Below are 20433 nucleotides of genomic sequence, written 5' to 3'. Positions count from 1 at the left end.
TCCTCGCGCGATGTGCGTCTCGGCTGACCAAGCGGACTTCCGCGGCACGACCGTCTACGCGGGCCGCCGCAACCACCCGGTGCACGGGCGGATCGAGGTGTTCGGCTATCAGAACACCGCCGTGAATCTGGCGTCCGGCCCGAACGCGATGCTGCTGCACCTGCCCGGACGCCATCTCACCCCGGACAGCTTCATCGACGTCGGCCGCCACCGCGACGTGCTGGACCGGATGCTCGACGCGGTCGGGGGCGGTGCGGCGTCCGCGGACGGCATGGACTGGATGGACGGCCCGGTCCCGCAGGCGCACGTCTTCGACCACGACGTCTACACGGTGGTGCTGGCCGACGACCCGATGGCCGTGTACGCGGCGCTGGAGCGCGTCCCGCCGCACCGGCGACCCCCGGTGAGCCCGGACCTGTTCGAGTTCTACGCGCTGGCCTTCCCGCGCCACACCATCGCGTTGTGCTGCTTCGACAACCGCGACGCGCTGCGGGCGAAGCCGCTGCTGCTCTGGTACGAGCCGATCGACCCGGACCGGATCGTGCTGCCCGCCGTGGACTGCCACACCGGTGGCGTGCCGCTGCTCGGCAGCCCGGTGGAGCGCGACCACGTGGTGATCTTCGGGGTGGACGAGGCCGACGTCGCCGAGGACTGGGGGCGCAGCCCCGACCACCTGTACAGCGCGGTCATGGACTGGCCGGGAGACATGCGGCACCGCCTGCGCGAGTTCCTGCCCGACCGGATCGTCGCCGCCGGCATCGAGGGCCTGGACCGCCCGGACCTGCTGGCCAACGGCGACTTCGCCATCGACGTCGCCGCCCTGCTCGCCGACGAAGGCCTCACCCGCCTCGACAGCCTCCACCTCGTCACCCCCTGACCCCGACCCGGCCCTCCACCCGCCGCAACTCTTAAAAAGTCGCGGTCTCCGAGGCGGCCCGATGCCGCGACTCTTCAAGAGTTGCGGCATCGGGGCGCGGTAGGGGGCGGGTCAGGAGGGGAAGGCGGGGAGGTGGCGGTCGCGGGCGGAGATGAGGTGCCGGCGCATGGCGTCGGCGGCGGCGTCGGCGTCGGCCTTGGCGATGGCGGTGGCGATGCGCTTGTGCTCGCCGAGGGTGTCGCCGGTGCCCGCCGACGGGAAGTAGATCCGGTGCAGGTGCAGGTGGGAGTGCAGCCGGATGATGGACTCGCGGAGCAGGCCGCTGCCGGAGACCTCGGCGACGAGGTCGTGGAAGCGGGCGTCGAGCGCGGTGAACGCGGCGTGGTTGCGGTAGCCGTCGCCGGCCTCGACGGCGGCGGTCGCGGCGGCCTCCTCGCGGACCCGGCGGCGCTGCTCGGCGTCGGCGTAGGTGGCGGCGCGGCGCGCGGCGGCGGGTTCCAGCAGCAGCCGCATCTCGAACAGTTCGTCGAACTCGGTGCGGGTGAGCAGTGGCGTCGTGGTGTAGCCGGACATCGCCCGCTTGCGGACCAGCCCGTCGGACTCCAGGCGGGCGAGCGCCTCCCGGACGGGGGTGGGGGAGACTTCGAGGGTACGGGCAAGACCGTCGATGCTCACCCGCTCGCCGGGAGCGATCGCATGCTCCATGATGAGGGTCTTGAGCGACTCGTAGACGTCATCGGTCAGCGTGAGCCGCTGCGCGGGCCGGATCCGGCCGGAGATGGGCGTAGTGGCCATCGGACACCCCTTGACTGTCACCGTCGTGAGCGAGTACACCTTACCGATACGGCAATGATATAGGATCTATGATTCCGATGGACGTGACAGGGGGCAGACACGTGCGGATCGACGCGCACCACCACCTGTGGACCGCCGACTACGCCTGGCTGGCCGAACCCGGCCTGGAGCCGCTGCGCCGCGACTACACGGTCGAGGATCTGCGCCGCGAGCTGCCCACCGGCAAGGTCGACGCCACCGTGCTGGTGGAGGCCGGGCGATGCCGGCTCGACGAGACCGTGGGTTTCCTGGCGCTGGCCGCGGACACGCCCGAGATCGCGGGCGTGGTCGGCTGGGCCTCGCTGACCGATCCGGACCTGCCCGGCACCATCGCCGCGCTGCTCGACGGCGTCGGCGGCGACCTGCTCGTCGGCCTGCGCGACCAGGTCCAGGGCGTGACCGACCCCGGCCACCTGGCCCGCCCGGACGTACGCGGCGCGCTGCGCGCGATCGGCTCCGCCGGGCTCACCTTCGACCTCGTGGTGCGCGAAGACCAGCTGCCCGCCTGCGCGGCGGCCGTCGCGGCGGTGCCGAACACCATGTTCGTGCTCGACCACCTGGGCAAACCGCGCATCACGCCGGACGGGCTGCGCGAATGGCGGGACGCGGTCGAGCCGCTCGCGGCGTGCGACAACGCGGCGGCCAAACTGTCGGGGCTGCTCACCGAGGCCGGTCCGGGCTGGACGGTCGAGGCGATCGCGCCGTTCGTGGAGACCGCGCTGGAGCTGTTCGGCCCCGACCGGCTGCTGATCGGCTCGGACTGGCCGGTCTGCGAGCTGGTCGCCTCGTACGCCGACGCGCTGGCCGCGGTCGGTTCCTGCCTGTCGGGGCTGTCGCCCTCGGAGCGGGCCGCCGTGGCGGGCGGCACCGCGATTCGCACCTACGGTCTGGAGATCAATCAATGAAGTTCATGCGGGTCGGCGCCCCGGGCGCGGAGAAGCCGGTGCTGCTGTCCGGCGGCCGGCACTACGAGCTGTCCGGGATCACCGGCGACATCGACGGCGCGTTCCTGGCCGGGGACGGCGTCGACCGGGTCCGGGCGGTCGCGGCGGAGCTGCCCGAGATCGACGTGACCGGCCTGCGGGTCGGCGCGCCGGTGGCCCGGCCGGGCGTGGTGCTGTGCGTGGGGCAGAACTACGCGGCGCACGCCGCCGAGTCCGGCGCGACGCCGCCGACCACCCCGATCGTCTTCTACAAGGCCCCGAACAGCGTCGTCGGCCCGTACGACGAGGTGCTGATCCCGCGCGGCTCGACCACCACGGACTGGGAGGTGGAGCTGGCCGTGGTGATCGGGCGGCGGGCCCGCTACCTGGAGTCGCCCGCGCAGGCCCTCGACCACGTCGCGGGCTTCGTGCTGTCCAACGACGTGTCCGAGCGGGACTTCCAGCTGCACCAGTCCGGCGGGCAGTGGTCCAAGGGCAAGTCCTGTGAGACGTTCCAGCCGCTGGGTCCGTGGCTGGTCACCCCGGACGAGATCGCCGACGTGCAGGGCCTCGGGCTGCGCTCGTGGGTCAACGGCGAGGTCCGGCAGGACTCGAACACCAAGGACATGATCTTCGACGTGGCGTACCTGATCTGGCACCTGTCGCAGTACACGGTGCTGGACCCGGGCGACGTGGTGAACACCGGCACGCCGCAGGGCGTCGCGCTGTCCGGCCGGTTCCCGTACCTGGCCGCGGGCGACGTGGTCGAGGTCGAGATCGACGGACTGGGCCGCCAGCGCGCCACCATGGGCCAGGCCTGACGGGGCGGTGACCCTGGGGCGGGGCGGGCGGCGGCGTCCCGCACCGCCCCCGTCCTGTGTGTACTGCACGACAGTTTCGGGGGCAGCAGGACTTGCCCTCGTTGCGTAACCTCTGGCGATCAGCTGTTCACAGAGAGCGGGGGCCACATGAGACAGTTCAGAATCGCCGCGGGCGCGGCAGCCACGATCGCCGCGCTGGTCGCGGCACAGCTCGGCACGGTTTCGCCGGCGGCGGCGGCCATCGGGTACGCCTCCATCTACTCCAGCGACCTGACCCGCGAGCTGCGGATGGCCTGCGACGGCCCGTCGCACGTCTTCGGCCCCGGCGGTCGCGGGCACACGCGGTCGGACTTCGACGGCGACTACTCCGAGGACGTCGTGACCTTCGGGGTCAACCAGACCACGGGCAACCGGGTCGTGGTCGTCCAGCTCACCGGGATGCGCTGCGTCTTCTACGGCGCGGCGGCCGGACTCGACTCGATCGTCTCCATGACGGCGGGCGACATCGACCACGACGGCTTCGACGACCTGGTGCTCGGCCTGGCGGGCCAGACCGCGGGCGCCGGTGGCGTCTGGGTCGTCCCCGGCCACCCGTCGGGTTTCGGCATCTCCTCCTCGGAGTACTGGGACCAGGACACCGCCGGTGTTCCGGGCCAGCGCAACGCGGGCGACGGCTTCGGCTCGGCGCTGGCGCTCGGCGACATCAACGACGACGGGTACGCCGATCTCGCGGTCGGCGCGCCGGGCGAGCAGGTGAGCACCTACCCGGGCGAGGGTGCGGTGACCGTGCTCTACGGCTCCGCCACCGGCCTGACCGCCACCGGCGCGCAGCGCTTCCACACCAGCCTGTCCACGGTGCCGGGCGCACCCGCCGGTCCGGGTGAGAACTTCGGCCGGGCGCTGGCGATCGGCGACGTCACCAATGACGGCAACGGCGACCTCGTGGTCGGCTCCGCGGTCGGCGGCGGCAACGTCATGCTGCTGAAGGGTGCGGACACCGGGGTCACCACGACCGACGTCGACGCCTTCACCGGCGCGGAGGTGTCCACCGCGAACGTGACCGTGCACGGCTACGGCACCCGGCTGCTGGTCGCCGACGTCACCGGCGACGGCTTCGGCGACATCGTCGCGGGCACGCCGGACAGCGACGTCAAGGGCAAGGCCGGGGCCGGCGCGGTCGTCGTGCTGGAGGGCAGGGCCGGCGGCGTCCAGGCGACGGGCAAGCAGCTGCTCGTCCAGGGCAGCACGGCCGGCATCCCGGGCACCCCGACCGCGGGCGACCGCTTCGGGGCGTACGTCGCGGCCGGTGAGCTCACCGGCACCGCACCGGTCGACCTCGCCATCGGCGTACCGGGCGAGGACATCGCGGCCCAGCCCGACGCCGGTGTCGTCGCGATCCTGCCGGGTCTGGCCACCCTCGGGGTGGGCGCCACGCAGATCAGCCTGTCTTCGATCAACATGGGCTCGCAGCCCAACGGCGAGTTCGGCCTGTGGCTGACCGTGATCGACCGCTGGCACAACAACGCCCAGTTCGACCTGGTCGTCGGCCTGCCCGGCGCATCGGGCGGCACGCTGCCCCAGAACGGCATCATCTACGCGTTCGAGGGTGTGCCCGGCGGGCAGCAGTACGACGAGCTGTTCCTGGCTCACTACGTCCAGACGCCGACCGACGTCGTCCTGCAGCGCCTGGGCACGTCCTGACGCACGGCTGAACGAAAGCGGCGCGGTCCTGTGGGGGACCGCGCCGCCGCTCTTTGCGCACGCGCCGGTCAGCGGACCAGGCGCAGGCCGCTCATGCCGCCGTCGACGGCGAGCGAGGTGCCGGTGGTCGCGCCGGAGCGCGGCGAGGCCAGGTAGGCCACGGCCTCGGCGACCTGGTCGGCCGTGACCAGGCGGCCGGTGGGCTGGCGGGCGGCGAGCTTGCGCTTCTCCTCGGCCGGGTCGTCGGCCCCGGCCAGTAGCCGGGTCACCCAGGGCGTGTCGACGGTGCCGGGCGCGACGCTGACCACGCGGATGCCCTCGCCGACCAGGTCGGCGGCCATGGCCAGGGTCAGCGCGTGCACCGCGCCCTTGGTCGCCGAGTAGACGGCCCGGTTTACCAGGCCGGCGGTGGCGGCGATCGAGGAGATGTTGACGATCACGCCGCTCTTCGAGCCGCGCAGGAACGGCAGCGCGGCGCGGCTGGCGCGGGCGATGCCGACGACGTTGACGTCGAGGCAACGTCGCCATTCGTCGTCGGCGGCGTCCTCGACCGTGCCGACGGCACTGATCCCGGCGCAGTTGACGAGGATGTCGAGGCTGCCCAGGCCGTCCACGACCCGGGCCATCGCCTCGTCCAGCGGCGCGGTGACGTCGGCGGTGACGGCCAGGTGCCGGCCGCCCTCGGCGGGGGCCCGGTCGAGCACGGCGACCGCCGCGCCGCGGTCGGCGAGCAGGTCGGCCACGGCCGCGCCGATGCCGGACGCGCCACCGGTGACCGCGGCCACCAGGCCGGCGAACTCACTCATCTTTCCACTCCGGACCGTCGGGGAAGCTGTAGCGGAGCAGGGACTCCTCATGCATCCTGGCCGAGAACCCGGGCGCTTCGGGGGCGGCGTACCGGCCGTTCACGATGCGGACCGGGTCGGCGAAGTGCTCGTGCAGGTGGTCCACGTATTCGATCATCCGGCCGTCCAGGGAGGCGGCCACCGACGTGTAGTCGAAGAACGACAGGTGCTGCACCAGCTCGCACAGGCCCACCCCGCCCGCGTGCGGGCAGACCGGCTTGCCGTACGCCGCGGCCAGCAGCAGGATCGCCAGGTTCTCGTTGACGCCGCCGACCCGGGCGGAGTCGATCTGCACCACGTCGATCGCGTCGGCCTGCAGCAGCTGCTTGAACATGACGCGGTTGTGCACGTGCTCGCCGGTGGCCACCCGGATCGGCGTGCCGCCGGGTCCGGCCTGGGCCAGTCCGGCGCGGATCGCGGCGTGGCCGAGGATCTCGTCGGGGCTGGTGGGCTCCTCGATCCAGTACGGCTTCAGGTGTCCCAGGGCGCTCACCCAGCCGATCGCCTCGCCGACGCCCCACCGCTGGTTGGCGTCGATGCCGATCGGGAAGTCCGGCCCCAGCGCCTCGCGCGCCGCGGTGAACCGGCGCAGGTCGTCGTTGAGGTCCGCGCCGACCTTCAGCTTCACCATGGCGAACCCGTCGGCCACCGCGCGCAGCGCCCGCCGGGTCACCTTCGCGTCGTCGTAGCCGAGCCAGCCCGCCGAGGTGGTGTACGCCGGGAAGCCGGTGGCGGCGAGCTGCGCGGCCCGTTCGGCCCGCCCCGGCGCACGTTCGGTGAGCAGGTCGCGGGCGGCTTCGGGGGTCAGCGCGTCGGTGAGGTAGCGCCAGTCCACGCAGTCCACGATGGTGTCGGGGGACAGGCCGGTCAGGTAGCGCCACAGCGGGAGCCCCGCCCGGCGCGCGGCCAGGTCCCAGGCGGCGTTGACGACGGCGCCGGCAGCCAGGTGCATGACGCCCTTCTCCGGGCCGAGCCAGCGCAGCTGGGAGTCGTGGGTGAGGCGGCGGCCGAACTCGCCGAGGTCCAAGGTGTCCAGATCCTGGCCGACCACGTACGGTCGAAGCGCTTCGATCGCCGCGGCGCAGACGTCGTTGCCCCGCCCGATGGTGAAGGTGAAGCCGTGCCCGTCGGTGCCGCCGTCGGTGAGCAGTTCGACGTAGGCGGCCGAGTAGTCGGGGTCCGGGTTCATCGCGTCTGAGCCGTCGAGGTGGCGGGAGGTGGGGAAGCGGATGTCGCGTACGCGCAGATCAATGACCTTCATCGCGCCCCGTCCCGGGGTGGGCTGTGGTGGGTCGGCATGTGCTTGGCTCCTTCCGGCTACATCCTGGATCCTATAGGATCTAGCCTCAAGAGCAAGATGCCGGCCAGGGAGGAGTGCCCACGCGGTGAAGATCGCGCTGTTCGTCACCTGTCTCAACGACGCGCTGTTCCCGCAGGCCGGGATAGCGACGGTGACGGTGCTGGAGCGGCTCGGCCACACGGTCGCCTTCCCCGCCGCTCAGTCGTGTTGTGGCCAGATGCACGCCAACACCGGCTACGCCACGCCCGCCCGGCGACTCGAGCGCCTCACCGAGACCGCCTTCGCCGGCCACGACGTCATCGTCTCCCCCTCCGGCTCCTGCGTCGCCCACCTGCGCGCCCACACCGGCCTGCCCGTCTATGAACTGTCCGAACTGCTCATCGACGTCCTGGGCGTCACCGACGTCGGCGCGACCTTCCCCCACCGCGTCACCTACCACCCCACCTGCCACGGCCTGCGATCCCTGCGCCTCGGCGACCGCCCCACCACCCTGCTCCGCGCGGTAAAGGACCTGGAACTCGTAGACCTGCCCGAACCCGAACAGTGCTGCGGCTTCGGCGGCACCTTCGCCCTCAAGAACGCCGCCGTCTCCGCCGCCATGCTCACCGACAAATGCATCAACGCCGCCCTCACCGGTGCCGAATACCTGGCCGCCGCCGACAACTCCTGCCTGGCCCACATCGGCGGCGGCCTCGCCCGCCACCCCGCCGCCCCTGTGCCTATCCACTACGCCGAAATCCTCGCCACCACCGGAGCCCTCTCATGACCCCGCTCCCACCCCACTCCGCGGCGACGATCTTGCGTGAACCGTGGGTACGACACGCACTATCCGGACGGACGGGCAACAGGTCACGCAAGATCGTCTTGACCTTGGCGGGCGGGGCGCGCGCTGGCGAGGAGGGGTCTGGTGAGTAGGGATCTGCCGATCGTGGCGATCACGCCGTTCCCTGTGGCGGCGGAGCGGGAGCTTGCCGACGGGCAGTTGCGGGCGAATCTGGGACGGGCCACGCGGACCATTCGGGACAAGCGGGCGCGGGTGGTGGCCGAGGTCGCCGACTGGGAGCCGATGCGGGAGCGGGCCGCGGCCGTCAAGGACGAGGTGCTGGACAACCTGGGCGAGCTGCTGGCGCGGTTCGAGGCGGCGGCGGTGGCGGCCGGGGCGACGGTGCATCACGCGACCGACGCGGCGCACGCGAACGCGATCGTGACCGAGCTGGTCAAGGCGCAGCGGGCCGAGCAGGTTGTGAAGATCAAGTCGATGGCGACGCAGGAGATCGGGCTCAACGAGGCGCTGGAGGCCGCCGGGATCACACCGGTCGAGACGGATCTCGCCGAGCTCATCGTGCAGCTCGCCGAGGACACGCCGTCGCACATCCTGGTTCCGGCGATCCACTACAACCGCAGCCAGATCCGGGAGCTGTTCGCGCGGCGCATGCCGGGCTTCACCGCGACGTCGGACGAGCCGGCGGTGCTGGCGGGGGCGGCGCGGGAGTATCTGCGGCGCACCTTCCTGGCGGCGAAGGTCGCGGTGTGCGGGGCGAACTTCGCGATCGCGGAGACCGGGTCGCTGGTCATCGTCGAGTCGGAGGGCAACGGGCGGATGTGCCTGACCCTGCCGGAGACGCTGATCGCGGTCGTCGGCGTGGAGAAGCTGCTGCCCCGCTTCGCCGACCTCGGCGACTTCCTGCGGCTGCTGCCGCGTTCGTCGACCGGTGAGCGGATGAACCCGTACACCTCGATCTTCACCGGGGTGACGCCCGGCGACGGGCCGCGGCGGCTGCACATCGTGCTGCTGGACAACGGCCGCACCCAGGTAGCGCAAGACCCGGTCGGGCGGGCGGCGCTGCGCTGCATCCGCTGCTCGGCCTGCCTCAACGTGTGCCCGGTGTACGAGCGCGCGGGCGGCCACGCCTACGGCTCCGTCTACCCCGGACCGATCGGGGCGATCCTGTCCCCACAGCTCACGGGGCAGGAGGCGGGGTTCAACAAGACGCTGCCGTACGCCTCGACGCTGTGCGGGGCCTGCTACGACGTCTGCCCCGTGAAAATCAACATCCCGGAGATCCTGGTGCACCTGCGCCAGACCGGGCCGAAGCCGGCCGCCGAGCGGGCCGCGATGTCGACCCTGAGCTGGGTCATGCGCGACCGCAGACGATGGCGCGCGGCGCTGCGGGCCGCCCGCACCGGGGCCGCGCCGTTGCGCGCCCTGACCCGCCGCCGGGGCGGCACCCTGCGGCGCGCGCCGTGGCCGCTGTCGGCCTGGACCGCGTACCGCGACGCGCCGCTGCCCGCGGCGGAGTCCTTCCGAGACTGGTGGAGGCGCACCCATGAGCAGGGATGATGTACCGATCGGCGGGAGCCTCGCCGACCTGTTCGCCGAGCGGGCAGGCGACTACCGCGCGGGTATGCACCACTGCGCCGAGGACGAGCTGCCCGAACTGCTCGCCCGGCTACTGGCGGGAGCGTCCAAGGTGGTCCTGCCGTCTGGGCTGGCCGCGAACTGGACGGCGTCGTTGACCGTGCCCGTCCTTCACGACGGCGGCGAGCCGGGTTCGCTGACCGCGGCCGACCTGGACGAGCCCGGCCTGTCCGTGCTGACCGGGTGCGCGGTGGCGATCGCGGAGACCGGGACCATCGTGCTCGACGCCGGGCCGGGCCAGGGGCGGCGGCTGCTGACGCTGGTCCCGGACCACCACGTCTGCGTGGTACGCGACACGCAGATCGTCGCCGACGTGCCCGACATGATCGCCGCGCTGCCCGATCCGACCCGTCCCCTGACGATGATCTCCGGACCATCGGCGACCAGCGACATCGAACTCAACCGGGTCGAGGGCGTGCACGGGCCGCGCCGCCTCGACATCGTCCGCGTTCACCGAACCCCGGAAAGGCATCTTTCATGAGCAGAACGCTCGGCGGCTCCTCCGTCGCGGTCAGCGCGCTGGGCTTCGGCGCGGCGTCCATCGGCAACCTCTACCGGGCCGTATCGCCGGAGCAGGCCGCGGCCACCGTCGAGGCGGCCTGGCAGGCGGGCGTCCGCTACTTCGACACCGCCCCGCACTACGGGCTCGGCCTGTCCGAGCAGCGGCTGGGCGCCTTCCTGAACACTCGCCAGCGCGACGAGTACGTCATCTCCACCAAGGTCGGCCGCATCCTCGTCGACGATCCGGGCGGCGCGGGCGACGACATGGCCAACGGCTTCGCGGTGCCCGCGACCCGGCGTCGGGTGTGGGACTACAGCGCCGACGGCGTGCGCCGCAGCATCGAGGACAGCCTGGCCCGGCTGGGCCTCGACCGCCTCGACATCGTGCTGATGCACGACCCGGAGGAGAGCCCGGAGCCCGAGCGGGCCCTGCGGGAGGCGTACCCGGTGCTCGACGGGCTGCGCCGGGAGGGGGTCGTCGGCGCGATCGGCGTCGGCTCCAAGGACCCGGCGACCCTGGCCCGCTTCGCCACCGAGACCGACGTGGACGCGCTCATGGTCGCCGGCCGGTACACACTGCTGGAGCAGCCCGCGCTCGACGACATCCTGCCCGCCTGCACGGCACGCGGCATCTCGGTGCTCAACGTCGGCGTGTTCAACAGCGGTCTGCTGGCCGTGGAGTGGCCGGACGAGACCCGGCCGTACGAGTACGGCACCGCGCCCGCGGACATCCTCGCCCGCGCCCAGGGCATCGCCACCGCCTGCCGCCGCCACGGCGTGACCCTGCCGCAGGCCGCGCTCGCGTTCGCCGCCGCACACCCGGCCGTCGCCTCGGTCGTGGTCGGCGCGGGCAAACCCGAGCACGTCAACCGCAGCGCGCAGTGGTTCGCCCTGCCCACGCCGCCCGCACAGTTGTGGGCCGAGCTGGTCGCCGAGGGCCTGCTGCGCCCCGACGCCCCGTTGCCGGCATGACCTACCTGCACCTCGACCTCGACGGCGGCGGCCAGTGCACCGAGCCGGAGCTCGGCTGGGGCGGCCCGCTGCAGGCACTGTCCATCCTGCACAAAGCCCTGGACGGTCCGGTCGATCCGGCCGATGCCCGGCTGCCCGTCGCACTCGTCACCAGCACCGTCGCCGGGCTGGGCGCGGTCGGCAAAGCGGGTGTTCGCCCTCGGGCGGGACCGGCTGCGCGCCCAGCAGGAGATCAACGACCGGCTGGGCGTGCCCGCCGGAACGCTGCCCGCCAGGTTCTTCGACGAACCCGTGACCATCGGCGCACACCGCGGCGCGGTCCTGGATCGGGCGGAGTTCACCGCCGCCGTGGAGGTGCTCCGCCGCCAGTGGCACGCCTGCTGAGGCCCGGCACGTCCGGCACGCCCGGCAGGCGAGCCCGCGACCGGCGAGCCCCGCGACCGGCGTGGCGCGGTTCGCGGCGTGGCGTGACCGGCGTGGCCTGGGCGGCGTGAGCGCCAAGATCGTTCGACTTGCCTGGCAGGCGTGCGTATCTTGAACGCGCTTTCGCACAGGTGCCTGGCAAGTCGGGCGATCTTCGGGGCGTCCGGTGGGGAGGGCGGTTCGGTCCTGACCGGAATGCGCGAATCGCTCGATTCGGCACGGTGGAGCGGGGGTCGTTGCCTAGGCTTACGGCATGGCTCGTACCGCCGCTGACCAGGTGCGCAGTGAGGACTTGTTCACGACCGCGCTGTGGGGATACTCCATGGACGAGGTGGATGCCTACGTCGAGGACACCGCGAGACGCATGCGCCGGCTCGCCGCCGAGATCCAGCGGCTGTCCATCGCGGAGAACCAGCTCGGCGCCGCCCGGATCGAGATCTCCAAACTGACCTCCGAACTCGCCGAGGCGCGGCCGCTGGCCGGCGTCGGACCCCGGGTGCAGGCGATCCTGCGGATGGCCGAACGGGAGGCCGAGACGCTGCGCCGGACCGCGTTCGAAGTGCTGCGCAAGGCCTACGAGGAGGCGCGCGAGGTCCGGCAGAAGACCGAGGACGACGCGTACCAGGCCAAGCGCGACTACGAGCTGGCGCTCGCGCACCGCCGCAAGCACGACAAGGACGAACTGGCCGCCGCGGCCCTGGCCGCCGTCGACGGGGCCGCCCCGAGTGCCGAGCCGGAGCCCGAACCCGAGCCGCGCGAGACCGTGGGGATGCGGGAGCTCTTCGCGGTCGCGTCCGCGAAGAAGCGCGTGCCGGTGGACGAGGCGGAGAAGCACACGGCGAAGAAGCGCCTGCCGGTCGATGAAGCCGCCCGTAAGGCCGTCGGCGAGCCGGAAACGGCCCAGACCGGGTCGGACCTGGAGTTCGCGCCGGATCTTGAAGCCGAGCGCGACGTCGAGCCGATTCCCGCCCCGGCGGACGCCCGCGCTGCGGGCCCGGCCAGGGCGAACGGTCGAGCTGCGGGCCTACCGTCGGCGAACGGCCGGGGTGCCGGCTCGCCATCGGCGGCCCCTCGATCCGAGCGTCCGGGGCCGGAGGGCGGTCGGGCCGGTGGTGCGGTGCCGACGGGCCGCGCGGTGCCGATGAGTGGTGCGGTGCCGATGGGCGGTGCGCGCGGCCGGGCCGTGGCGGCGGAGGTCTCAGCCGCCGATGACGCCCCCGTCCAGGCCGCCACGCAGGCCGGCGAGCCTGAGGGCGAGGCGCGCGCGGTGCCCGAGGTGCTGGAGGACGAGTACCCGGTGATCGAGGAGCCGGTGGAGCGGTTCCACAACGGGTCGAACAAGTCCCGCCGCAAGCGGGCCCGCAACCAGCGCGCCAACCCCGCCGGTGCGCAATCCGCCACCTCACCCGACCCTGCCGACACCCTTCCCGCCAAGCGCCCTTGAGCGGGCCCCGCGAGGGCGTGAAGATCGACGTTTGAGGTCATGATCTGCGGTCCAACCGCAGATCATGACCTCAAACAGTGATCAACATGCCGCGAAACGCGGCGGCGAGGTCAGCGGGCTTCGCGCCAGCCGCGCTTGAGGTCGCCGTTCCAGCCGCGCTTGATGTCGGCGGCGGCGTGCGGCGCTCCGACCCGGAGCACGTCCCAGTGGCGGCGCGGCTCCTCGGAGCTCTTCAGCGTGATCCGGTCACCGACTCTGACCTTGGGCTCCACCCAGCACGTCAGCATCCGGTTTCCGGATCTCAGGTCGACCTGAACCAGCGTTGTCATGACGGCGACGGTAGCAGTGATCTTGGTCGAAGTCCTGCGAGTTTCGTGGTCGCGGGTGGGGACTGGTTCACATTCTGTCCACGGGCAGCGCGGGCGGCCTCACGCTGCGGGTACGGTGCCGCCCGTGACCCTGTACCTGCTCGCCTTCCTGGTGATCACCGTCGCGGCCTTCGCCCAGGCCATCTCGGGCTTCGGCTTCTCGCTGGTGTCCGTGCCGCTGCTGGCGATGATCGTCGACCCGCAGCCCGCGGTGGTCGCCGCCACGATCGTGAGCTGCTGCCTCAACGCCGGCAACGCGTACGGGCACCGCGGCCACATCGACGCCGGCGCGTCGCGGCGGCTGCTGCTGTGGGTGCTGGCGGGGCTGCCGGTGGGGGTGCTCGCGCTGCGGCTGCTGCCGTCGGGCGCGCTGGTCGCCACGATCGCGCTGGTCACGCTGGGCTGCACGGTGATCGTCTGGCGGGGCTGGCGGATCGCGCCGAACGGCTGGAGCCTGCGCGGCGCGGGCCTGCTGTCCGGGGTGCTGACCACGGCCACCGCCACGAACGGCCCGCCGCTGGTGGCGGCGCTGCAGGCGATGCGGCTGGAGCCGCGGGCGTTCCGGGCCACGCTGGCGCTGCTGTTCGCCGCGGTGTCGCCGGTCGCGGTCGTCGGGTTCGCGCTGGCGGGCCTGCTCGGCGCCCGCGCGGTGCTGGTCGCGGCGGTCGGCCTGCCCGCGGCGGCGCTGGGCGGCTGGGTGGGCAACCGGGTGTTCGCCCGGTTCGACGCCGCGACGTTCCGCCGGATGGTGCTGGGCGCGCTGGTGGTCAGCTCGGCGGCGGCGCTGGTCAAGGCCGGGGCCGGGGCGCTGTAGCCGGATGTCGCAGGGTTGGGGCAGGGTGGACGGCGTGACTGATCAGCTGGTACGCCTCGTCCCGTGGTCCGACGACGATCTCGACCTGCTGCGCCGGGTCAACACGCCGGAGATGAAGAAGCACCTCGGCGGCCCGGAGACCGAGGAGAAGGTGCTGGCGCGGCACCGGCGCTACCTGGCGCTGCCGCACGGCCGCATGTTCCGGGTCGCGCTGGCGGCGACGGGCGAGCCGGCTGGCACCATCGGGCACTGGGACCGGGAGTGGCAGGGCGAGCAGGTGTACGAGACCGGCTGGAGCGTGCTGCCGGAGTTCCAGGGCCGGGGCATCGCCGTCGCGGCGGCGCGGGCGCTGATCGAGGCGGCGCGGGCCGACGGGCGGCACCGCTGGCTGCACGCGTACCCGGGGGTGGACAACCTGCCGTCGAACGCGATCTGCCGCAAGGCCGGGTTCGAGCTGGTCGGGCCGTACGACTTCGAGTACCCGCCGGGCAGCCTCATGCTCAGCAACGACTGGCGCTACGACCTGCGGAAACCGTGATCGACGCGTACCCGCCAAAAAATCTTGGAAGAATTTCCCGGCGGATGTAGAGACCGGCGCGCCGGCTCCGTCCGTGAGGTGAGGGCGGGCCGACGGGGCTCGCCGGACCGGAGGGAAGACCACGATGAAGTACCTGCTTCTGATCTACGGCAACCAGGAGAAGTGGGCCTCGATCCCGGCGGACGAGTTTCCGGCGGAGATCGCCAAGCAGGACGCCTGGAACAAGAAGTACAAGGAGACCGGCGAGCTGCTGGGCGCGTACGGGCTGGCCGACGCGGCGATGGCCAAGCTGGTGCGCCGCGCCGACGGGCAGCCCGCGGTGACCGACGGGCCGTACCTGGAGACCAAGGAGTACATCGCGAGCTTCTACCTGCTCGACTGCGAGAGCCAGCAGCGCGCCGAGGAGATCGCGGCGGACATGCCGTGGACCGACAAGGACCCGGTCGAGCTGTGGCCGGTGCTGCACGAGGCCCCGGGCAACGACCTGTGATCGTCGACCGGCGTGTCGAGGACCTGCTGCGCGAACTCGCGCCGCAGGTCCTCGGCGTGCTGGCGCGCCGCTACGGCATGTTCGACGCCTGCGAGGACGCGGTGCAGGAGGCGCTGCTGGTCGCCGCCCAGAAGTGGCCCGTCGGCGGGGTGCCGGACAACCCGCGCGGCTGGCTGATCACGGTCGGCGCGCACCGGCTGCTCGACGAGGTGCGCAGCGAGTCGGCCCGCCGCCGCCGCGAGGAGTCGGTCACCCTGGCCACGCCCCAGTCGGCGCTGGTCGGCGCGCCCGCCGACGCCGCACCCGACCGCGACGACTCGCTGACGCTGCTGTTCCTGTGCTGCCATCCGGCGCTGGCCGCGCCGAGCCAGGTCGCGCTGACCCTGCGCGCGGTCGGCGGTCTGAGCACCGAGCAGATCGCCACGGCGTTCCTGGTGCCGACGGCGACCATGGCGCAGCGCATCAGCCGGGCCAAGGCGAGCGTGAAGGCGGCGGGCGCGTCGTTCGCGATGCCCGACGCCGCCGAGCGCGCCGGCCGCCTGCGGGCCGTGCTGCAGGTCCTCTATCTGATCTTCAATGAGGGGTACGCCACCACGGCCGGCCCCGACCTCACCGCCCCGCAGCTGTCCGACGAGGCGATCCGCCTCACCCGCTGGCTGCGCCGTCTGCTGCCCGACGACGCCGAGGTCGCCGGCCTGCTCGCCCTGATGCTGCTCACCGACGCCCGACGCCCCGCCCGCACCACGCCCGACGGCGGCCTCGTCCCCTTGGCCGAGCAGGACCGGGGCCGGTGGGACCAGGCCCGGATCGCCGAGGGCGTGGCCCTGATCAGCGAGGTGTTACCCCGCGGCCAGGTCGGCCCGTACCAGCTCCAGGCCGCCATCGCCGCCGTGCACGACGAGGCCGCCACCATGGCCGACACCGACTGGCCTCAGATCCTCGCCCTCTACACCCTGCTGGAACAGGTCGCCCCCAGCCCGGCCGTCACCCTCAACCGCGCCGTCGCCGTGGGCCACGTCCACGGCCCTCGCACGGCTCTGGACCTGCTCGCCACCCTCGACAGCGACCCGCGCATGTCCCACCACCACCGCCTCCTGGCCACCCGGGCCCACCTGCTCGAACAAGCCGGCGACCACGCTTCCGCCGCCACCGCCTACCGGGCCGCCGCCGCCCTCGCCGCCAACCTCCCCGAACGCCGCCACCTCACCACCCGCGCCGCCCAGAACGAAGGAAGGGCACCTTCACCACGCTCCGCGTTGTAGAAGGTGCCCTTCCTGACGGCGCGTGCCGCTGAGCTGCGGTTCGGCAGCGGTTCGACGACCGGGGCGGGCGGCCCGGCCGCCGGGGCGGCGGCCAGGCGCATGGCCTGCGGCCAGGCTTGGGGCGGTCAGGCGGGCTGGTCGGGGTTCGGCGCGGTGTCGGCCCCGCCGGCGCGGCGGCGGTGGAGGGCCAGGCCGCGCAGGGCGGCCAGGCCGATGACCAGCCAGACCACGTTGACGGCCACCGACGGCAGCGCCCGGTGCACGACGCCGTTGACCGCGAGCGCGACCGCCCCGGCGAGGTTGAGCAGCTGGTACGTCGTCCCCGCGGCGATCCGCCCGCTGGACAGCAGCCCGTACGCCAGCAGCAGCGCGGCCGCCCCCAGCCAACCGACCACCTCGACGAGCAGCTCGCCGCTCACGGCAGAGCCCCGGTGCTCATCGCGGCACCAGCGCGTACGCCCGCACCGGGAACGTGCCGAAGTCGCGCACCGGGGCGGGCGCCGCGTGCAGCCGGGCCCCGTGTACGGGCAGCCCGCCCAGCCCGGTCAGGTGCTCCAGGACCGGGATGCCCGCGTGCAGCAGGATCGAGTGCGCGGGCCGGGTCTTGCCGTCGGTGCAGTCGATGTTGACGCTGTCGATGCCGACCAGCGTCGCCCCCGCGGCGACCAGGTGGTTCGCGCCGTCCTCGGCCAGGTACGGCGCGGCGACGCCGTACTCGGCGGTGCGCCAGTGCCGGTCCCAGCCGGTGTGCAGCAGCACCGCCTTGCCGGCCACGTCGTATGGCGCGAGCGTCTGCGCGGTGATCGCCCGCTCGGTCGCGCCGGTCAGCCGGGCCACCACGACGGGCAGGTCGGCCAGCGACTCCAGGGGCAGCCCGGCCAGGTCCACGCCGCCCTCGTAGCGGTGGAACGGGCTGTCGATGTACGTGCCGGTGTTGCTGACCATGCTGATCCGGTCGATGGTGAACTCGGTGCCCTCGGCGTAGACGCCGCGCGAGTCGGCGCGGGTCAGGTGCGGCAGGATCTCTGGTCCCGGCAGCCCCGGGTAGGTGGTCATCCCGGCCTCGATGACGTGGCTCAGGTCGACCAGCCGGGTGCCCGCGCCGGTGGCGGCGCCGGCGGACGGGCCGCCACGCGACCCCTTGTGCGCCTCGGCGAACACCTCGACCCCCGACAGCCGCACCTGGTCCACCATCAGCAGGCCGAGGTGGCCGACGAACAGGCCGGCCAGGTCGTCGGCGGTGACGTCCGGGCCGGGCACGTCCAGCCGGAAGCCCTGGACCTGCAGTCCGCCGCCGTTGGAGAAGGTCACGTCCGCGTCGAAGGACGCCCGGTACTCGGTCATGTCTCCATGATCCGCCGATGTCGGCATACAGCACAAGCGACGATCTCTTCATGCGGCATGTAGCCTGACTGAATGCAGATCGACCCGCGCCGCCTCGCCGTGCTGCGTGCCGTCGCCGACGCGGGCGGGGTGCTCGCCGCCGCGTCGGTGCTGCATCTGACCCCGTCGGCGGTGTCCCAGCACATCGCACGGCTGGAGGCGGAGACCGGAGTGACCCTGCTCGACCGCTCGCAGCTCGGCGGGCGGCGGGCCGCCGGGCTGACCCCGGCCGGGCGGCTGCTGGCCGGGCACGCCGCGAAGCTCGGGCAGGTGCTCGCCGCCGCGGAGCACGAACTGGCCGCGTTCACCGGGCAGGTGGCCGGGCCGGTGACCGTCGGCGCGTTCCCGACCGCGATCCGGCACCTGGTCGTGCCGGTCGCCGCCGAGCTGGGGGAGAGCGCGCCCGCGGTGGCGCTGCGCATCCGGCAGTACGAGCCCGAGCCGGGGCGCGCGGCGCTGCGTACCGGCGAACTGGACCTGCTGATCACGGAGTCCGACGCCGCCGCACCGGCCCGCGACCCGGCCGGACTGCGCACCGTGAAGCTGTTCGACGACCCCTACCGGATCGTGGTGCCGCGTCGCTGGGGACCGGTCAGCGACCTCGACGTGCTGCGCGACCGCCCCTGGGTGGACGGCCCGCCCGACACCGCCGTGCGCCGTGTGCTCGACCGCGTCTGCGCCCAGCACGGCCTGACCCTCGACCGCCGGCACGAGTGCCTGGAGTTCCCCGCCGCACTCGCCGTCGTCGCCGCGGGCCTGGCCGCCGCCGTGGTCCCCGCCCTGGCCCTGCCCGAGCAGCACCCCGCCGTACGCGCCATCACCACCCCGCTCGTCGGCGCCCGCCGCCTCGACCTCATGCACCGCCGCGGTCGCCACGAACCCAGCCCCGCCGCCCGCCTGGTCGCTGCCGCCATCACGACCCGAGCCCACGACACCGCCCCATCCTCCTAGGACAATCCAACCGTCGTGACAAAGGAAGGGCACCTTCTTATCGCCATGTGTTGTAGAAGGTGCCCTTCCTTTCCTCGCAACGCTGTGAGCTGCGGGGTTAGGCGTTGTTGGCGAGGGTTGCGGTGAGGCGGCCGACGATCGGCTCGAGCACCTGGTACGCGCCGTCGGAGAGGTCGCCGTCGCCGCGCATGTCACGCAGCTTGGCCAGCAGTTCGCGAGCCTCGGTGGCGGCCTCGCCGTCCCCGTCCCGGCGCAGCCGCTTCTCGATCTCCTGGACCTGCTTACGCAGCTCGGATGCCTCCTTGCCGGCGATCCCGCCCGCCCGCGCCAGCCGGTCGATCTCCTGCCGCAGCTGCGCGAGCGGGTCGGCGGGCCGGGCGGCCGACGGCTTGGGAGCGGCCGGGCGGGTCGCACCCGCCGCGTTCGGCGGGCCCGCGTTGCTCGACGGCCCCACGTCGGCGGCGTTGCCGGTCGGTGCACCCGCCGAGGCGAGCACGATCAGCATGAGACCGGCCACGATGGCCACCACGGCCGCCGTGCCCCACAGCACCGGGCGCAGCCAGCGGTCGGGCCGGTCGGGGCGGGCAGACCGCACGCGCTCGGGCCGGGCGGGTGCGGGAGGTGGCACGGCCGCGACTCCGACCAATGTGCCGCGCGGCGAGGCGTTCCCGGATGGCGACACCGGCGCGGAGACGAGGGTGTCCGACAGCTGGGCCGTCGTGTACGGGTCGGGCACGATCGCTTCGCCGATCGTGAGCAGCTGCGCGGCGACCTGCTCGGCACTGCCCGGCCGGTGCCGGGGGTCGGCCGCGGTCAGCTGTCCGGTGAGTTCCGCGAGCGGCTCGGGCACCCCGGCGCGCAGCAGGTCGTCGCGGACGATCTTGCCGTCGTGCCCGGCGGGTGGGGGAGCGCCGGTGAGCATCGCGTACAGCGAGCAGCCGAGCCCGAACACGTCGGTGCGGGCGTCGACGGGGCCCCCGGCGGCCTGTTCGGGTGCCGTGTAGCCGCGGGTGCCGGCGACCAGCGACGGGTAGGCCGCCTCCTGCCAGGCGGCGATGCCGAAGTCGCACACCTTCACCACGCCCGACGAGTTGACCAGCAGGTTCGCGGCGGTGACGTCGCGGTGCACGATGCCGGCCGAGTGCGCGGCGGCCAGCGCGGCGCAGGTCTGCACGGCGATGCCGACGGCCTGGTCGCGGTGCAGCGGGCCGTCCTGCAGCAGGGTGTGCACGCTGGGCCCGTCGACCAGCTCCATCACCACGTACGCCTCGGCGGCTTCGACGGCGACGTCGTACACGGCGACGATGTGCGGGTGCGGCAGCGCGGCGACGGCCTGCGCCTCACGCCAGAAGCGCTGCCGCGTCGCGGTGTCGGCGAATCGCGCCGGGTCCAGGATCTTCACCGCGATCGGACGGCGCAGGCGCAGGTCCTGCCCACTCCAGACGGTGGCCATGCCACCGTGCCCGATCTCCTCATCGACCCGGTACCGGGCGCCCAGCATTCGGCCCATCGTGTGGCTCTACCCGTTCCCGCGGCCCACAAACCGATTCCGGCCGACGTCACCCGT

General features: G+C 73.1%; 22 protein-coding genes. 15 read left to right on the top strand and 7 right to left on the bottom strand.

Features of this window, described 5'->3' with window-relative positions; genetic code table 11:
- Positions 1–10 precede the first annotated feature (10 nt).
- Complete coding sequence (locus ACFQO7_RS15160) at positions 11–877, top strand: hypothetical protein (RefSeq protein WP_376806925.1); 867 nt, start codon at positions 11–13, stop codon at positions 875–877.
- 111 nt (positions 878–988) lie between these two features.
- Here ACFQO7_RS15160 and ACFQO7_RS15155 read toward each other — a convergent pair whose 3' ends face one another.
- Entirely contained in the window at positions 989–1672 is a 684-nt protein-coding gene (locus ACFQO7_RS15155; RefSeq protein WP_376806924.1) for a GntR family transcriptional regulator, read from the bottom strand.
- Between the two features lie 77 nt (positions 1673–1749).
- Between ACFQO7_RS15155 and ACFQO7_RS15150 the strand changes: the two genes are divergently transcribed.
- From ACFQO7_RS15150 to ACFQO7_RS15140, 3 genes are all read left to right on the top strand, one after another.
- Positions 1750–2616, top strand: coding sequence for an amidohydrolase family protein (locus ACFQO7_RS15150; protein WP_376806923.1), 867 nt, complete (start codon positions 1750–1752; stop codon positions 2614–2616).
- Positions 2613–3455 carry a fumarylacetoacetate hydrolase family protein gene (locus tag ACFQO7_RS15145; RefSeq protein ID WP_376806922.1) on the top strand — a complete coding sequence of 281 codons (843 nt, stop codon included), beginning with the start codon at positions 2613–2615 and terminating at the stop codon, positions 3453–3455. The genes ACFQO7_RS15150 and ACFQO7_RS15145 overlap by 4 nt, the downstream gene beginning before the upstream one ends.
- Before the next feature lie 147 nt (positions 3456–3602).
- Positions 3603–5156 (top strand): integrin alpha, encoded by a 1554-nt coding sequence (locus ACFQO7_RS15140; RefSeq protein WP_376806921.1) that lies wholly within the window; start codon positions 3603–3605, stop codon positions 5154–5156.
- A 68-nt stretch (positions 5157–5224) separates the two neighbouring features.
- Here ACFQO7_RS15140 and ACFQO7_RS15135 read toward each other — a convergent pair whose 3' ends face one another.
- Entirely contained in the window at positions 5225–5962 is a 738-nt protein-coding gene (locus tag ACFQO7_RS15135) for an SDR family NAD(P)-dependent oxidoreductase (protein WP_376806920.1), read from the bottom strand.
- Positions 5955–7262, bottom strand: coding sequence for an enolase C-terminal domain-like protein (locus tag ACFQO7_RS15130; RefSeq protein WP_376806919.1), 1308 nt, complete (start codon positions 7260–7262; stop codon positions 5955–5957). Before ACFQO7_RS15130 ends, ACFQO7_RS15135 begins: the two co-directional genes overlap by 8 nt.
- Before the next feature lie 124 nt (positions 7263–7386).
- Between ACFQO7_RS15130 and ACFQO7_RS15125 the strand changes: the two genes are divergently transcribed.
- From ACFQO7_RS15125 to ACFQO7_RS15100, 6 genes are all read left to right on the top strand, one after another.
- Positions 7387–8067 (top strand): (Fe-S)-binding protein, encoded by a 681-nt coding sequence (locus ACFQO7_RS15125; protein WP_376806918.1) that lies wholly within the window; start codon positions 7387–7389, stop codon positions 8065–8067.
- A 141-nt stretch (positions 8068–8208) separates the two neighbouring features.
- The gene (locus ACFQO7_RS15120; RefSeq protein ID WP_376806917.1) at positions 8209–9642 is read left to right on the top strand and encodes a lactate utilization protein B; all 1434 of its coding nucleotides are present in this window, start codon (positions 8209–8211) and stop codon (positions 9640–9642) included.
- Positions 9629–10201: a LutC/YkgG family protein gene (locus tag ACFQO7_RS15115; protein WP_376806916.1), complete on the top strand. Its 573-nt coding sequence runs from the start codon at positions 9629–9631 to the stop codon at positions 10199–10201. The genes ACFQO7_RS15120 and ACFQO7_RS15115 overlap by 14 nt, the downstream gene beginning before the upstream one ends.
- Positions 10198–11193 carry an aldo/keto reductase gene (locus ACFQO7_RS15110; protein WP_376806915.1) on the top strand — a complete coding sequence of 332 codons (996 nt, stop codon included), beginning with the start codon at positions 10198–10200 and terminating at the stop codon, positions 11191–11193. Before ACFQO7_RS15115 ends, ACFQO7_RS15110 begins: the two co-directional genes overlap by 4 nt.
- Before the next feature lie 189 nt (positions 11194–11382).
- Positions 11383–11577 carry a hypothetical protein gene (locus ACFQO7_RS15105; RefSeq protein ID WP_376806914.1) on the top strand — a complete coding sequence of 65 codons (195 nt, stop codon included), beginning with the start codon at positions 11383–11385 and terminating at the stop codon, positions 11575–11577.
- Between the two features lie 292 nt (positions 11578–11869).
- Positions 11870–13060, top strand: coding sequence for a hypothetical protein (locus ACFQO7_RS15100; RefSeq protein WP_376806913.1), 1191 nt, complete (start codon positions 11870–11872; stop codon positions 13058–13060).
- Positions 13061–13170: 110 nt separating this feature from the next.
- On the opposite strand, the gene ACFQO7_RS15095 is transcribed toward ACFQO7_RS15100, so the two are convergent.
- On the bottom strand, positions 13171–13389 hold the full coding sequence (locus tag ACFQO7_RS15095) for a hypothetical protein (protein WP_376806912.1): 219 nt from the start codon (positions 13387–13389) through the stop codon (positions 13171–13173).
- Positions 13390–13513: 124 nt separating this feature from the next.
- Here ACFQO7_RS15095 and ACFQO7_RS15090 point away from each other — a divergent pair, with 124 nt between their 5' ends.
- From ACFQO7_RS15090 to ACFQO7_RS15075, 4 genes are all read left to right on the top strand, one after another.
- A complete protein-coding gene (locus ACFQO7_RS15090) occupies positions 13514–14242 on the top strand; it encodes a sulfite exporter TauE/SafE family protein (RefSeq protein ID WP_376806911.1) in 729 nt (242 codons plus the stop codon).
- A gap of 34 nt (positions 14243–14276) precedes the next feature.
- Positions 14277–14780, top strand: coding sequence for a GNAT family N-acetyltransferase (locus ACFQO7_RS15085; protein WP_376806910.1), 504 nt, complete (start codon positions 14277–14279; stop codon positions 14778–14780).
- 124 nt (positions 14781–14904) lie between these two features.
- The gene (locus tag ACFQO7_RS15080; RefSeq protein WP_376806909.1) at positions 14905–15270 is read left to right on the top strand and encodes a YciI family protein; all 366 of its coding nucleotides are present in this window, start codon (positions 14905–14907) and stop codon (positions 15268–15270) included.
- Positions 15267–16532 carry an RNA polymerase sigma factor gene (locus tag ACFQO7_RS15075; protein ID WP_376806908.1) on the top strand — a complete coding sequence of 422 codons (1266 nt, stop codon included), beginning with the start codon at positions 15267–15269 and terminating at the stop codon, positions 16530–16532. Before ACFQO7_RS15080 ends, ACFQO7_RS15075 begins: the two co-directional genes overlap by 4 nt.
- 125 nt (positions 16533–16657) lie before the next feature.
- Here the strand turns inward: ACFQO7_RS15075 and ACFQO7_RS15070 are convergent, their stop codons facing one another.
- Both ACFQO7_RS15070 and ACFQO7_RS15065 read right to left on the bottom strand, forming a co-directional pair.
- Positions 16658–16951, bottom strand: coding sequence for a CBU_0592 family membrane protein (locus tag ACFQO7_RS15070; protein ID WP_376806907.1), 294 nt, complete (start codon positions 16949–16951; stop codon positions 16658–16660).
- Positions 16952–16967: 16 nt separating this feature from the next.
- Complete coding sequence (locus ACFQO7_RS15065) at positions 16968–17876, bottom strand: cyclase family protein (protein WP_376806906.1); 909 nt, start codon at positions 17874–17876, stop codon at positions 16968–16970.
- Between the two features lie 72 nt (positions 17877–17948).
- Between ACFQO7_RS15065 and ACFQO7_RS15060 the strand changes: the two genes are divergently transcribed.
- On the top strand, positions 17949–18866 hold the full coding sequence (locus ACFQO7_RS15060; protein WP_376806905.1) for a LysR family transcriptional regulator: 918 nt from the start codon (positions 17949–17951) through the stop codon (positions 18864–18866).
- Positions 18867–18963: 97 nt separating this feature from the next.
- On the opposite strand, the gene ACFQO7_RS15055 is transcribed toward ACFQO7_RS15060, so the two are convergent.
- Complete coding sequence (locus tag ACFQO7_RS15055; protein ID WP_376806904.1) at positions 18964–20367, bottom strand: serine/threonine-protein kinase; 1404 nt, start codon at positions 20365–20367, stop codon at positions 18964–18966.
- Between the last annotated feature and the right edge of the window lie 66 nt (positions 20368–20433).

The sequence above is a fragment of the Catellatospora aurea genome (assembly GCF_042663325.1).
Lineage (GTDB): Bacteria > Actinomycetota > Actinomycetes > Mycobacteriales > Micromonosporaceae > Catellatospora > Catellatospora aurea.
This window is presented reverse-complemented; position numbering and strand designations above follow the sequence as displayed.

Coding starts and splice junctions, on each gene's coding strand:
- ACFQO7_RS15160 (WP_376806925.1), top strand. CDS start 11: ATGTGCGTCTCGGCTGACCAAGCGGACTTCCGCGGCACGACCGTCTAC.
- ACFQO7_RS15155 (WP_376806924.1), bottom strand. CDS start 1,672: ATGGCCACTACGCCCATCTCCGGCCGGATCCGGCCCGCGCAGCGGCTC.
- ACFQO7_RS15150 (WP_376806923.1), top strand. CDS start 1,750: ATGGACGTGACAGGGGGCAGACACGTGCGGATCGACGCGCACCACCAC.
- ACFQO7_RS15145 (WP_376806922.1), top strand. CDS start 2,613: ATGAAGTTCATGCGGGTCGGCGCCCCGGGCGCGGAGAAGCCGGTGCTG.
- ACFQO7_RS15140 (WP_376806921.1), top strand. CDS start 3,603: ATGAGACAGTTCAGAATCGCCGCGGGCGCGGCAGCCACGATCGCCGCG.
- ACFQO7_RS15135 (WP_376806920.1), bottom strand. CDS start 5,962: ATGAGTGAGTTCGCCGGCCTGGTGGCCGCGGTCACCGGTGGCGCGTCC.
- ACFQO7_RS15130 (WP_376806919.1), bottom strand. CDS start 7,262: ATGAAGGTCATTGATCTGCGCGTACGCGACATCCGCTTCCCCACCTCC.
- ACFQO7_RS15115 (WP_376806916.1), top strand. CDS start 9,629: ATGAGCAGGGATGATGTACCGATCGGCGGGAGCCTCGCCGACCTGTTC.
- ACFQO7_RS15110 (WP_376806915.1), top strand. CDS start 10,198: ATGAGCAGAACGCTCGGCGGCTCCTCCGTCGCGGTCAGCGCGCTGGGC.
- ACFQO7_RS15100 (WP_376806913.1), top strand. CDS start 11,870: ATGGCTCGTACCGCCGCTGACCAGGTGCGCAGTGAGGACTTGTTCACG.
- ACFQO7_RS15095 (WP_376806912.1), bottom strand. CDS start 13,389: ATGACAACGCTGGTTCAGGTCGACCTGAGATCCGGAAACCGGATGCTG.
- ACFQO7_RS15080 (WP_376806909.1), top strand. CDS start 14,905: ATGAAGTACCTGCTTCTGATCTACGGCAACCAGGAGAAGTGGGCCTCG.
- ACFQO7_RS15065 (WP_376806906.1), bottom strand. CDS start 17,876: ATGACCGAGTACCGGGCGTCCTTCGACGCGGACGTGACCTTCTCCAAC.
- ACFQO7_RS15060 (WP_376806905.1), top strand. CDS start 17,949: ATGCAGATCGACCCGCGCCGCCTCGCCGTGCTGCGTGCCGTCGCCGAC.
- ACFQO7_RS15055 (WP_376806904.1), bottom strand. CDS start 20,367: ATGCTGGGCGCCCGGTACCGGGTCGATGAGGAGATCGGGCACGGTGGC.